This window comes from Isoptericola sp. NPDC056618, assembly GCF_042792715.1.
Taxonomy (GTDB): domain Bacteria; phylum Actinomycetota; class Actinomycetes; order Actinomycetales; family Cellulomonadaceae; genus Isoptericola; species Isoptericola nanjingensis.
The window spans coordinates 66244-78855 of sequence record NZ_JBHTVZ010000018.1; the positions used below are offsets into that span (position 1 = coordinate 66244).

The 12612-nt window shown below is 75.5% G+C and carries 14 protein-coding genes; all 14 read right to left on the reverse strand.

The window, feature by feature from the left end; all coding sequences use genetic code 11:
• Positions 1–141: 141 nt before the first annotated feature.
• From pcaC to ACFQ8T_RS17975, 14 genes are read right to left on the reverse strand one after another with little or no spacing between them, the layout of a single operon-like run.
• Positions 142–600 carry a 4-carboxymuconolactone decarboxylase gene (pcaC, locus tag ACFQ8T_RS17910; protein ID WP_430547834.1) on the reverse strand — a complete coding sequence of 153 codons (459 nt, stop codon included), beginning with the start codon at positions 598–600 and terminating at the stop codon, positions 142–144.
• A complete protein-coding gene (locus tag ACFQ8T_RS17915) occupies positions 597–1415 on the reverse strand; it encodes an alpha/beta fold hydrolase (protein WP_430547835.1) in 819 nt (272 codons plus the stop codon). The genes pcaC and ACFQ8T_RS17915 overlap by 4 nt, the downstream gene beginning before the upstream one ends.
• The gene (locus ACFQ8T_RS17920; protein ID WP_430547836.1) at positions 1412–2767 is read right to left on the reverse strand and encodes a lyase family protein; all 1356 of its coding nucleotides are present in this window, start codon (positions 2765–2767) and stop codon (positions 1412–1414) included. The genes ACFQ8T_RS17915 and ACFQ8T_RS17920 overlap by 4 nt, the downstream gene beginning before the upstream one ends.
• Positions 2760–3539 carry a protocatechuate 3,4-dioxygenase subunit alpha gene (gene pcaG / locus ACFQ8T_RS17925; protein ID WP_430547837.1) on the reverse strand — a complete coding sequence of 260 codons (780 nt, stop codon included), beginning with the start codon at positions 3537–3539 and terminating at the stop codon, positions 2760–2762. Before pcaG ends, ACFQ8T_RS17920 begins: the two co-directional genes overlap by 8 nt.
• Positions 3536–4321, reverse strand: a complete 786-nt coding sequence (gene pcaH, locus ACFQ8T_RS17930) for a protocatechuate 3,4-dioxygenase subunit beta (protein WP_430547838.1) — start codon at positions 4319–4321, stop codon at positions 3536–3538. Before pcaH ends, pcaG begins: the two co-directional genes overlap by 4 nt.
• A complete protein-coding gene (locus ACFQ8T_RS17935; RefSeq protein WP_430547839.1) occupies positions 4318–5544 on the reverse strand; it encodes a 4-hydroxybenzoate 3-monooxygenase in 1227 nt (408 codons plus the stop codon). Before ACFQ8T_RS17935 ends, pcaH begins: the two co-directional genes overlap by 4 nt.
• Positions 5541–6215, reverse strand: coding sequence for a 3-oxoacid CoA-transferase subunit B (locus ACFQ8T_RS17940; protein ID WP_430547840.1), 675 nt, complete (start codon positions 6213–6215; stop codon positions 5541–5543). The genes ACFQ8T_RS17935 and ACFQ8T_RS17940 overlap by 4 nt, the downstream gene beginning before the upstream one ends.
• Entirely contained in the window at positions 6212–6901 is a 690-nt protein-coding gene (locus ACFQ8T_RS17945) for a 3-oxoacid CoA-transferase subunit A (RefSeq protein WP_430547841.1), read from the reverse strand. The genes ACFQ8T_RS17940 and ACFQ8T_RS17945 overlap by 4 nt, the downstream gene beginning before the upstream one ends.
• Positions 6898–8166 carry a thiolase family protein gene (locus ACFQ8T_RS17950; RefSeq protein WP_430547842.1) on the reverse strand — a complete coding sequence of 423 codons (1269 nt, stop codon included), beginning with the start codon at positions 8164–8166 and terminating at the stop codon, positions 6898–6900. Before ACFQ8T_RS17950 ends, ACFQ8T_RS17945 begins: the two co-directional genes overlap by 4 nt.
• Complete coding sequence (locus ACFQ8T_RS17955; RefSeq protein WP_430547843.1) at positions 8163–8975, reverse strand: IclR family transcriptional regulator C-terminal domain-containing protein; 813 nt, start codon at positions 8973–8975, stop codon at positions 8163–8165. Before ACFQ8T_RS17955 ends, ACFQ8T_RS17950 begins: the two co-directional genes overlap by 4 nt.
• 4 nt (positions 8976–8979) lie before the next feature.
• A complete protein-coding gene (locus ACFQ8T_RS17960) occupies positions 8980–9786 on the reverse strand; it encodes an ABC transporter ATP-binding protein (RefSeq protein WP_430547874.1) in 807 nt (268 codons plus the stop codon).
• A 26-nt stretch (positions 9787–9812) separates the two neighbouring features.
• On the reverse strand, positions 9813–10607 hold the full coding sequence (locus ACFQ8T_RS17965) for an ABC transporter permease (protein WP_430547844.1): 795 nt from the start codon (positions 10605–10607) through the stop codon (positions 9813–9815).
• Entirely contained in the window at positions 10604–11395 is a 792-nt protein-coding gene (locus ACFQ8T_RS17970) for an ABC transporter permease (RefSeq protein WP_430547845.1), read from the reverse strand. Before ACFQ8T_RS17970 ends, ACFQ8T_RS17965 begins: the two co-directional genes overlap by 4 nt.
• Positions 11392–12396, reverse strand: a complete 1005-nt coding sequence (locus tag ACFQ8T_RS17975) for an ABC transporter substrate-binding protein (protein ID WP_430547846.1) — start codon at positions 12394–12396, stop codon at positions 11392–11394. The genes ACFQ8T_RS17970 and ACFQ8T_RS17975 overlap by 4 nt, the downstream gene beginning before the upstream one ends.
• Positions 12397–12612 lie beyond the last annotated feature (216 nt).

Genomic DNA, 12612 nt, shown 5'->3' on the forward strand with positions numbered 1-12612 from the left:
GCTCGTGGAGCGGCCCGCAGGATCCGTGATCGTGCGGTCGATCCGGTCGACGACGTGGGTCGGCGCGGTCTCCAGGCCGAGCGCGCCGACCTGCTCCTGGGTGAGGTGCGTGCGGGCGGCGTCCCGCACCTTCACCCGCATTCAGAGCAGGCCGTCCTCCTGCAGCACCCGCTGGGCGACGGCGAACGCGCGGTTCGCGCCCGGCACCGAGCAGTAGATCGCCGACTGGAGCAGGACCTCGCGGATCTCGTCCACGGTGAGGCCGTTGCGCACCGCCGCGCGCACGTGCAAGGCGAGCTCCTCCCAGTGCCCGCCGGCCACCAGAGCGGTGAGCGTGATCATCGAGCGGCTCCGGCGGTCGAGGCCGGGTCGTGTCCAGATCTCTCCCCACGCGTACCGGGCGACGAGGTCCTGGAAGTCCGCGGTGAACGAGGTCGTACCGGCGTCCGCCCGGTCGACGTGCTCGTCGCCGAGCACCGCCCGCCGCACCGCCGTCCCGTCGGCACGCCTCGGCTCGTCGCCGCGCCCGCCACCCGTCCCGCCGTCCGCCCTGCGTCCGAAACCTGCGTCGTGCCCGCCGTCGTGCCCTGTCGTCGTCATCGCGCCTCCCCCTCGCTCACGAGCTCGCGGACCAGGGTCGCGACGCGACCGGGCCACTCGGCGGGCGCGAGGTGCGCGGCGCCGTGGATCACGACCAGCCGCCCGCGGCGCACGCCGCCCGCGACCTGCGCGACGTCGTCGGGCGTCGTCGCCGGGTCGTCCGCGCCGGCGACGGCCACCACGGGGGCGTCGATCTCGCCGAGCCGGTCGCGGACGTCGAACCGGGACAGCGCGCCGCAGACGGCGGCGTAGCCGAACCGGTCCGCGTGCTGCAGGGACGCCAGGAGGCGGGTGCCGACGTCCGGCGCCCGTTCCAGGAACCCGGGCGCGAACCAGCGGCCGGCGGACGTGGAGACCTGCGTCGGCGTGCCCGCGGCCGCGACCAGCGCGCCGCGCTCGAGCCACGGGCCCGGGTCGCCGAAGCGGGCCGCCGTGCAGCACAGGACGGCGCCGCGCACGCGGCCCGGGGCGTCGAGGAGCAGCTGCTGCCCGACCGCGCCGCCCACGGACACGCCCGCGTACCAGCACGGCGCGCCCGGGTCCCCGCGCTCGGCCTGGACGGCGTCGACCAGCGCCCGCACCGCAGAGGACAGGTCGGCCACCGTCAGGTCGTCGAGCGACCCGGGTGCCACGGCCGGCGACGTGCCGTGGCCGGGCAGGTCCCAGCCGACGACGTCGAGGTCGTCGTCCAGCAGCGGGACGACGTCGTGCCACAGCGCCGTCACGGACGTGCCGAGCGACGGGCCGAGCACCAGCAGCGGGCGGGACGCGTCGCGCAGCGCGAACGCCGTCGCGCCCAGCTCGGGGGCGCTCATCGTTCCCCCGCCGCGCCCGACCCGGCGGGCGCGTGCCGTGCGAGCACCCGGTCCACGAGGGCCGCGGCCGCCCCCGTGTCCGCGGCCTCGTCGCCGGCGGCGCGCGCCCCGGCCGCCTCCTCGTCCCCGGGCTCCTCGTCACCGGCGTCGTCCGGCGCCGCCGGCCCGACCCCGAGCTGCTCGCGCAGGTTCCGCGCGACGGCCTCCTCGTCGACCTCGAGCCCCTCCAGCAGCTCCGCCGCGGAGTGCGCGGCCGCCACGGCGTGCCGGGCGAGCTGCTGGAGCGCGGGCCACTCGGCGTGCCACGCGCCGTCGGGCCGCTCGTCGACGGCCTGGCCCGCGGACGCCAGCACCTGCGCGGCCAGCGGCGGCGCGGCCAGCGCCGACCGGCGCACCAGCACCGACAGCACCGGGTTGTGCTTGTGCGGCATCGCCGACGACGCCCCGCGGCCCGGGGCGGCCGGCTCGCGCAGCTCGCCCACCTCGGCGCGGGCACCCACCAGGACGTCGGCGGCGACCGTGCCCAGCGCCGCGCACACCTCCGCGAGCCCCGCCGCCGCGCGGACCACCGGGAACCGCGTCACGTGCCACGGCCCCGCCGTCGTCGGCAGTCCGAGCTCCGCGGCCCACGCGTCGACGAGACGCAGCGCGCTGACGCTCGCCGGCGCGGTCTCGTCAGGCTCGACCGGCGAGGCTGCGAGGGTGCCGGCCGCGCCGCCGTAGGCGAGCGGGAGCGCGCGGGTCGCGTCGTCGAGCCGGGCACGCGCCTCGGCGACGCCCTGCAGCCACCCGGCGCAGCGGGCACCGAGGGTCGTGGGCACGGCGGGCTGGGTCAGCGTGCGGCCGAGGGCGGGCAGGTCACGGTAGCGGCGCGCGAGCCCGGCAGCGGCGGCGACGGCGCGCCCGAGGCCCGCGTCGGTGGCACGGGCGGCGTCACGCAGCACGAGGACGAGCGCGGTGTCGAGCACGTCCTGCGAGGTCAGCCCCGCGTGCACCGCCCCGACGACGTCGGCCACGGGCACCCCGGCCTCGACGGCGGGGCCGCAGCCGGACTCCACGGCCGCGCGCAGCCGGGCGAGCAGGGGGATCACGGGGTTGCCGCCGCCCGCGGCGTCGCGGGCGACCTCGGTCGCCAGGGCGAGCGCCGCGCCGTCGTCCGCCGCGAGCGCCACGACGGCCCGGTCCACGACGGGCACGACGGCGCCCGGCACGACGCCGCCCCGCGCCTGCGCGCGCACCCACGCGGCCTCCGCGGCGAGCATCGCGCGCAGCACGGCGACGTCGTCGGTGACGGCGGCGGGCGAGCCGGGGGCGAGGTCCGCGCCAGGGGTGAGCAGGCCGACGTCAGGCACCTGGCCGCCCCTCGGGCGACGGCACCCCGGACAGGACCCGGCCGCTCGGGTCGGGCAGGTCGAGCGGGTCGGACGGCGGCCCGGCGGCGAGGCCGCGGACGACGCCGTGCGCGGCGTCGGGCGTCGCCTCGGGCGGGGCGTGGCCGGCGGTGCCCTGGCCGAGGTCGAGGAACACCGTCTCCCCCTCGCCCTGCAGGCGGACGTCGAACCGCAACGACCCGTCGGGCTCCCGCGCCGCGAGGAGCGTCGCGCGCCGCTCGGGCTCGAGGCCCGCGAGGAGCGGGTCGGCCGCGAGCGCCGCCTCCCCGCCCGTCGAGCCGTCGTCGGGCAGGTAGATCCGCGTGAACAACCGGTCGGTGAGTCCGCGCGCGAACACCGCGACGGCGATCATCGCGGGGCGGCGACGCCCGTCCGACGACGCTGTCGGGCCGGGCTCGAGCGTGCGGAACCAGTACCCGCCCTCGCGGTCGGTCACGGCGCGGCCCCAGCCGGTGAAGGTGCCGTCGCGCAGGATCGAGCCGCTGCGCCGCACGACGGCGCCCGACGGGTCGGCGTGCCAGATCTCCAGCAGCGCGTCGGGCACGGGCCGACCGGCGCCGTCGAGCACGCGGCCGTGCAGGCGCACCGCGCCGGGCGTCCCGGGGTCGACGAGCTCGTGGCCGCGGTCGTACGGCAGGGCGAAGCCGAAGAACGGGCCCACCGTCTGGCCGGGCGTCGGGCGCAGGCGCGGCGCGCGCCCGCGGCCCGGGCTGCCCGTCACGGCGTCACTCATCGTCGTCCTCCGGCCTCGTCGTCGTCCTCCGGCTCGGTCCAGGTGCGCTCGGCCCCCGACAGCACGATGTCCCACCGGTAGCCGGTGGACCACTCGTGCGAGGTGAGGGCGTGGTCGTAGACGGCGACGAGCCGGTCGCGCGCCCGCGGGTCGCGGACGGACTGGTAGATGGGGTCGAGGGCGAACAGCGGGTCGCCGGGGAAGTACATCTGCGTCACGGTGCGCTGCGTGAAGTCGGTGCCGAAGAGGGAGAAGTGGATGTGCGCGGGCCGCCACGCGTTCTGGTGGTTCTTCCACGGGTACGGCCCGGGCTTGATGGTGGTGAAGCGGTACCAGCCGTCGTCGTCGGTCAGCGTGCGCCCCACGCCCGTGAAGTTCGGGTCGATGGGCGCGGGGTGCTGGTCGTGCTTGTGGATGTAGCGGCCGCCCGCGTTGGCCTGCCAGATCTCCACGAGCTGCCCGCGCACGGGCCGGCCGGCGCCGTCGAGCACCCGGCCCGCGACGACGATCCGTTCCCCGGCAGGCTCCCCGCCGTGCTGCACGGTGAGGTCGGCCTCGAGCGCGCCGATGTCGCGCTCGCCGAACACCGGCGCCAGCAGCTCGATCGTCTCCGGGTCCGCGTGCCGCAGGTCCTTCGTCGGGTGCCGGAGCAGCGAGCTGCGGTACGGCGCGAAGTCGCGGACGGGCCCCGTCTCCTCGGGGCCGCTCGTGTCGCGCCGGTCCCGGTACGCCCGGTGGCTCGCCCGGATCTCGGTGGACAGCTCGGTCTGACTCTCGCTCATATCGCTCCTTCCGTGATGATGCCGCCCCAGCCGGTGTAGCCCTCCGCGAGGTAGCGCCGGCCGGCCTCGGACGCGACGAGCGTGCGCAGCTCCGCGAGCCGGCGACGACGCTCGAAGCCGGACTCGCCGGGGTGGGTGTGCAGCATCCGGCTCATCCACGCGGAGAAGTGCTGAGCCCGCCACACCCGCTCGGAGACGCGGCGGCCGTACTCGTCGAGCGCTTCGTCGCTCCCGCCGCGGGCGAGCCAGCGGCTGAGCACGTCGTGCAGCACGACGACGTCGGCGAGCGCGAGGTTGAGTCCCTTGGCGCCGGTGGGGGGCACGGTGTGCGCGGCGTCGCCGGCGAGCAGCATCCGGCCGTGCCGCACGGGCTCGACGACGGACGACCGGAACCGCAGCACGGACCGCTCCTGCACCGGTCCCTCCAGCAGGCGGAACCCGTCCGCCCCCGCGACGCGGCGCTGCAGCTCGTGCCAGACGCGGTCGTCGGACCACCCCGCGGGGTCCTCGTCGGGGTCGCACTGGAAGTAGAGGCGCTGGTGCGTGTCGGTGCGCTGGCTGATGAGGGCGAAGCCGTGCTCCGACGTCGTGTAGACGAGCTCGGGGGCGCTGCGCGGCGCCTCCACGATGACGCCGAACCAGGCGTACGGGTACTCGTGCACGAAGTGCCGCCGCACGTCCTCGGGCAGCGAGTGACGGCAGGCGGAGTGCGAGCCGTCCGCGCCCACGAGGACGTCGCAGCGCAGCTCGCGCTCCGTCCCGTCAGGTCCGCCCTCGGTGTCGGTCCACCGCACGCCGGGGTTGTCGGTGTGGATGTCCAGCACCTCGGTGACGGACGCCTGCCAGCGGACGTCCGTGCCGGTCTCGGCCGCCCGGTCGGCGAGGTCGGTGAACACCTCCGTCTGCGGGTACAGCCAGACGGCACTGCCGGTGAGGCCGTGCAGGTCGATGCGGTGAGACTCGCCGTCGAACCGCAGCGCGATGCCGTCGTGCCGGTCGCCCTCGCGCAGCACCCGGTCCATCCCGGCGTCGACCAGGGTGGACACGGAGCTCGCCTCGAGGATGCCGGCGCGGGTGGTGCGGTAGATCTCGTCGCGGGAGCGGGACTCCAGCACCACGTGGTCGATGCCCGACGTGTGCAGCAGGTGCGACAGCAGCAGCCCCGCCGGCCCGCCGCCGACGATCGCGACGCGCGTCCGCTCTGTCGTGGCCGGAGCGGTCATCGCGCCCCTCCCAGGGAGAGCCCGAGCAGGTCCTCCAGCTCCGCGTGCCCGACCCCGAACCGCTCGACGACCGTGGCACCCCCTCGCCCGTCCCGACCCGCGCCGACGTCGAGCACCGCCCGGTCGCTGTAGACGCGCGACACGCAGCCGACGCCGGTGAGCGGCAGCGTGCACTGCTCGACGAGCTTGGGCGCCCCGTCCTTGGTCAGCAGGGTCATCATCACCACGGTCCGCCGGGCGCCGACGGCGAGGTCCATCGCGCCGCCGACGGCGGGGACGGCGTCGGGCGCGCCCGTCGACCAGTTGGCCAGGTCGCCCCGCACGGACACCTGGAACGCGCCCAGCACGCACACGTCGATGTGGCCGCCGCGCATCATCGCGAACGAGTCGGCCTGGTGGAAGTAGGACGCCCCCGGCAGCTCGGTGACCGGCACCTTGCCCGCGTTGATGAGCTCCGGGTCCGCGTCGCCCGGCGCGGGTGCCGGGCCCATCCCCAGCATCCCGTTCTCCGTGTGCAGCGTGACGCCGGAACCGGGCGGCAGGTGGTCGCCGACGAGCGTCGGCAGGCCGATCCCCAGGTTCACGTACGCGCCGGCCGGGATGTCGGCGGCGACGCGCGCGGCGATCTGCTCGCGTGTCAGGGGTCCGATGGTCCGGGCCGAGGCCGTCATGCCCCCACCCCCGCGATCGCCGTCGTGCTGTCGAGGGCGACGACGGCCTCGACGTAGATGCCCGGCGTCACGACCGCCTCCGGGTCGAGCGCGCCCGCGGGCACGACGTCGCGCACCTGCGCCACGGTGCGCGCCGCGGCCGTGGCCATCACCGGCCCGAAGTTGCGCGCGGTGCGCCGGTAGACGAGGTTGCCGGCCGTGTCCGCGCGGTGCGCCTTGACCAGCGCGACGTCCGCCCGGAGGGGGGTCTCCAGCACCATCGGCACGCCGTCGAGCACGCGCGTCTCCTTGCCCTCGGCGAGGGGCGTGCCGTAGCCCGTGGGCGTGAAGAACGCGCCGATCCCGGCGCCGGCGGCGCGGATCCGCTCGGCCAGGTTGCCCTGCGGCACCAGCTCCAGCTCGATGCGGCCCGCACGGTACGCGGCGTCGAAGTGCCACGAGTCCACCTGCCGCGGGAACGAGCAGACGATGCGGCGCACCCGCCCGTCGCGGACCAGCCGCGCCAGGGCGTCGTCGCCGTTGCCCGCGTTGTTCGACACGACGACGAGGTCGCCCGCGTCCGACGCGAGCAGCGCCTCGATGAGCTCCACCGGCTGCCCGGCCGGGCCGAAGCCGCCGATCATCACGGTCGCGCCGTCCGGCACCTCCCCCAGCGCCTCGCGCGCCGTCTCCGCCACCCGCGTCATGCCGCACCGCCCCCTGTGCCGCCCGCCCCGCCGACGTTCTCCAGCACGACGGCGGTGCCCTGCCCGACGCCGATGCACAGCGCCGCCACGCCCCACCGCGCGCCCGAGGCCCGCAACCGCCGCGCCAGCGTGCCCAGCACCCGCGTGCCCGACGCGCCCAGCGGGTGGCCCAGCGCGACCGCCCCGCCCCAGCCGTTGAGGATCGCCACGTCACGGGTCGGGGAGTCGAGGAACGCGGCGTCGTCGTCCACGCCCCACGCCTGCGCGCAGACCAGCGACTGCGCGGCGAACGCCTCGTTGAGCTCGACGGCGCCGACGTCGCCCCATCCGATGCCGGAGCGCTCCAGCGCTCGGTTCACGGCCTCCACGGGCGCGGCGCCGAAGTACTGCGGCTCCCCCGCGACGGTCGCCCGGCCCGCGATACGCGCGAGCGGCTCCAGGCCGGTGAGCGCCGCGGCGCGCTCCGACCCGATCAGCGCCGCCGACGCTCCGTCCGACAGCGGGGACGCGTTGCCCGCGGTGACCGTGCCCCCTGCCGCTCCGTCGGACGGGTCGCGGAACGCCGGCGCCAGGGCGGCCAGCTTCTCGAGGGTGGTGTCGGGGCGGATCGCCTCGTCGTGGAGCAGGTCCGTGCCGGGGTACGGCGTCACCAGGTCGTCGTAGCACCCGTCCTCCCAGGCCCGCGCGGCCAGCAGGTGGCTGCGCAGCGCGAAGGCGTCCTGCCGCTCGCGGGACACGCCGTGCTTCTCGCGCAGCCGTTCGGTGGCCTCGCCGAGGGAGACGGTCCAGTCGGGCTCCATGCGCGGGTTCACCAGCCGCCAGCCGAGCGTCGTGGAGACGAGCGCGGCGTCGCCCGCGGGGTACGGCCGGGACGGCTTGGGCAGCACCCACGGCGCCCGCGACATGGACTCGACGCCGCCCGCGACGACGACGTCCGCGTCCCCCGTCTCGACCGCACGGGCCGCCTGCACCGCGGCCTCCAGCGACGACCCGCACAGCCGGTTCACGGTCGCCCCGGGCACGGTCAGCGGCAGGCCCGCGAGCAGCACGGCCATGCGCGCGACGTCCCGGTTCTCCTCGCCCGCGCCGTTCGCGTTGCCGAGGATCACGTCGTCGATCACGGCCGGGTCGAGCGCGGGCGCGCGCCGGACCTGCTCGCCGACGACGAACGCGGCCAGGTCGTCCGGCCGCACGCCCGCGAGCGCCCCGCCGTACCGGCCGAACGGCGTCCGCACCGCGTCGTAGACGTACGCGTCGCGGGTCATCGGATCCTCATCAGGTCGTCCTCGATCCGCTTCGCGGCGGCCAGCAGCGGCGGCACGATGTCGTCGCGGATCTCGGCGACGTCGCCGCGCCGCACGGGCGCCGAGACGTTGACGGCCGCGACGACGTCGCCGCGCGCGTCGTGCAGGGGGGCCGCGACCGAGCGCAAGCCCTCCTCGAGCTCCTGGTCCACGAGGGCCCAGCCCTGCTCGCGCGCCCGGTCCAGCTCGGCGCGCAGCGCGGCGGGCGTGGTCACGGTGCGCGACGTGAGCGCGGGCAGCTCGGCCGCGGCGAGGAAGGCGTCGCGCTCGCCGTCCGGCACGTGCGCGAGGATCGCGCGCCCCATCGACGTGGCGAACGCCGGGAAGCGGGTGCCGACACGGATGGCCGCCGACATGATCCGGTGCGTCGCGACGCGCGCCACGTAGACGATGTCCGCCCCGTCGAGCACGGCCACCGACGACGACTCCCCCACCTCCTGCGACAGCCGCTCCAGGTGCGGCGCGGCGACCTCCGGCAGCGTGAGGCTGGACAGGTACGCGTAGCCCAGGTCGAGGACGGCGGGCCGGAGCGCGAACTCCCGGCCGTCGGTGCGCACGTACCCGAGGTCCACGAGGGTGTGCAGGAACCGGCGCGCCGACGCCCGGCTCAGCCCCGTGACGCGGGCGACGTCGCTCAGCGTGAGCGACGGCCGCTCCGCGCCGAACGCGCGGATCACCGCCAGCCCCCGGTCGAGCGACTGGACGAACTCGCCCGACCGCGCCGTCGTCTCCTCGGTGACCTCTGCCCGGGGGTCCTCCGTGCTCTCCATGGGCTCAGCCTGCATGGGTCAGCCTCGCGTCGGCGAGCGAGCGCACTCCCAGCTTGGCCTGCTGCACCAGCTCGTAGACGTGGGTGCGCAGGCGGGCGAACTCGGGGGCGCCGCGGGTGTCGAGCTGGTCCCGCTCGGCGCCGAGGTCGACACGCACGTCCTCCAGCAGCACGGTCGGCCGGGCGGACAGCACCAGCACGCGCTCGCCCAGGTAGATCGCCTCGTCGATGTCGTGGGTGACGAAGACGACCGTGACGCCGAGGCGCTGCCACAGGGCGCGGACCAGGTCCTCGAGCTCGAAGCGGGTCTGCGCGTCGACGGCCGCGAACGGCTCGTCCATGAGCAGCACCTGCGGCTCGTACGCGGCCGCCCGGGCGATGGCGACGCGCTGCTGCATGCCGCCCGACAGCTGCCACGGGTACGAGCGGGCGACGTCCGCCAGGCCCACCGCCTCGAGCGCCTCGCCGACGAGCCGCGCCCGCTCCGCGCGGGGCAGGCCCTTCTCCTTGAGCGGCAGCTCGACGTTCTGCACCACCGTCATCCACGGGAACAGCGAGCGCCCGTACTCCTGCAGCACCACCGCCATGCCCTGCGGCGGCCCCATCACGGGCGACCCGGCGAGGACGACGTCGCCCGACGTCGCGGGCAGCAGGCCGGCGAGGCAGCGCAGCAGCGTCGTCTTGCCCGCGCCGGACGGGCCGACGACGCACACGAGCTCGCCCTCGGCGACGTCGAACGACAGGTCCTCGATCGCCTCGACCGGGTCGCCGCGACCCGTGTAGACCTTGCGCAGTCCGCGGACCTCGAGCATCGCGTTCAACTGGTCACCTCCACGATCTAGGCACCTCCACGTTGGGCCTGCAGGTACCCGTGGTACCAGGCGAGGACCGCGCCGGTCGCGATCCGGAAGACGAAGGACAGGAGCACCCCGAGCAGGCCGAGCATGATGACGCCGCTCCACATCTCGGGGATGGCGAAGCTGCGCTGGAACTGCACCACCGAGAAGCCGAGGCCGTCCTTGGCCGCGAACATCTCGCTGATCACCATGAGGATGATCGCGATCGACAGCGCCTGCCGGGCGCCGGTGACGATCTGCGGGCTCGCGCCCGGAAGCATGAGCCGCCGCACCCGCCCCCACCGGCCGAGGCGGAACGCCCGGGCCGTGTCCTTGAGCACGGGGTCGAGGCCGCGCACCCCCTCGACCGTGTTGAGGAGGATGGGCCACAGGGCGCCGGTCGCGATGACGAACACCCGCATCGACGTGCCGACGCCGAGGAACAGCATGAGCACCGGCACCATGACCGGCGGCGGGATGGCGCGGAAGAACTCCAGCACCGGCTCGGCGAACTCCCGCAGGGGGCGCACCGCGCCGATGAGCACGCCGAGGGTGACGCCGATGACGAGGGCCGCCGCGTAGCCGACGAGCAGCCGGCCCAGGCTCGGCAGGATGTCCTGCACGAAGCTCGTGTCCGCGAACGTGTCGCCCGAGAACCACGTGGGGCCGAACGTCGCGAGGATCTCCGACAGCGGCGGGTTGAACGGCGACACGCTGTCCGCCGTCGCGACCCACCACGCCGCGAGCAGCAGCAGCGGCAGCCCGACGGCGTAGAGCACGGACCGGACGGCGCTCATGCCGTGACCTCCCCTCGGACGGCGGGGTGCCAGAACAGCGCACGGTGCTCCAGCGCGCGGGCCAGCAGGTTGACCGCGACGCCGAGCAGCCCGGTCACGACGACCAGCGCGTACATGGACGGCACGGCGCCCGACTCCCGCGCGACGGCGAGCAGCTTGCCGATCCCCGGGGTGCCGATGAGCATCTCGCCCGTCACGGTGAGGATGAGCGCCACCGCGGCGCCGAGCCGCAGGCCGGTCATGACGTAGGGCAACGCCGTCGGCCAGACCAGCGTGCGCACCCGGGCGAGCACGGAGAACCGGTACGAGCGGGCCGTGTCGCTCGCGACCGGGTCCACGTCCTGCACGCCCGCGAGCACCTGCACCAGCACCTGCCAGAAGGACGCGTACACGACCAGCAGCAGCGTGGCCTGCATCCCCGTGCCCCACAGCAGCACCGCGATCGGGATGAGCGCCACCGACGGCACCGGCCGCAGGAACTCGATCGTCGACGCCGTGGCCGCCCGCAGGAACGGCACCGTCCCGATCACGACGCCGAGCACCACGCCCGCGACGACGCTGATCGCCAGACCCGTGATCCACGTGACCAGCGTGTCGCCGAGCGCCGTCCAGAACTCCGGCGTCTGCACGCGCTCCACCAGCGCGGCGAGGATCTCGGTCGTCGGGGGCAGGAAGTCCGGGTTCACCAGACCCGTCGACGGCACCACCTGCAGCACCACGAGCAGGGTCACGACGCCCGCGGTGCCCAGCCAGGCCGCCCGGTGTGCCAGGGGACGACCCCTGCTCATGGCATCAGGGCGGAGACGTCGACGGGCTCCTCGAAGATGCCGTACTGCTCGCCGAGGTCGGCGAGGAGCTGCAGCTGCGCCTGGTCGAGGTCCGGCGTGAAGCGCGGCATGACCATCGCGTCCTTCACGGCCGGGTCGATCTCGGTGTACGAGTCGAGCACGGCCCGCGTCTCGTCGGGGTGCTCCTCGGCGTACGAGAGGGACTCCTTCAGCGCGGCGGTGAACGCGTCCACGGTCTCGGGGTCCTTCGCGATCTGCTGCTCGGACGTGAAGTACGCCGCGATGAGGAGGTTCGGGTCCACCTCCGCGTAGTTCCAGCTCACCGGCTCGGCGCCGGACTGCAACGCCCGGGTGAGGTGCGGCTCGAGGATCCAGGCGGCGTCGACCTGACCGCTCTCCACCGCGGCCGGCATGTCGGGGAAGCCCATCTCGACGAACTCGACCTTCGACGCGTCGCCGCCCGCGGCGTCGACCACCGCGCTCACCGTCGTGTCACCGATGTTGTTGAGCGTGTTGACGGCGACGGTCTTGCCGGCCAGGTCGGCGGCGTCCTCGATCCCGGAGTCCGGCATCGCGACGACGGCCGCGAAGTCCTTGCCGACCTCGCCCGTCGTGAGGTTTCCGGGGGCCACGACCTTGAGCGGCAGGCCCTGCTGCGACGCGAGCAGCAGCGACGTGACGTTGCTGAACCCGAACTCGTACTCGCCGCTCACGACGGCCGGCACGATGGCGGCGCCGCCCTGCGCGAGCTCGAGGGTGACGTCGAGGCCCTCGTCCTCGAAGAACCCCTGCTCCACGCCGAGGTAGACGGGCGCGACGTCCACGATCGGGATGACCCCCACCGTGACCGGCGTCAGCCCGCCGTCCCCGGACGCCGCCGGTTCGGGGTCGCCCGACGAGCCGCTGCACGCGGCCAGGGCGAGGGCTGCCGCCGCGGCGACGGCGGCGGGGACGGTGCGGCGCGCGGCGAGCTTCCCGGCAACCTTGTTCTTCCCGAGCACGGTGTTCTCCCTTGAACGGTCCGGACCGGAGCGGGCCGTCATCGGTCCGTTCTCCGAACGAGTGTGCTGAGAGTGAACATAGCGGCGCCCGCCCCGGCGGGTCAACGGTCGCCACGACGACGGCGTGACGGCGGGCAGGCGCAGGTTCCCGTGCGCGGGGGACACGGTTCCCCCGCACGGGGGAAGCCCCCGCGCCCCGGCGGCGCGAGCGTGGGA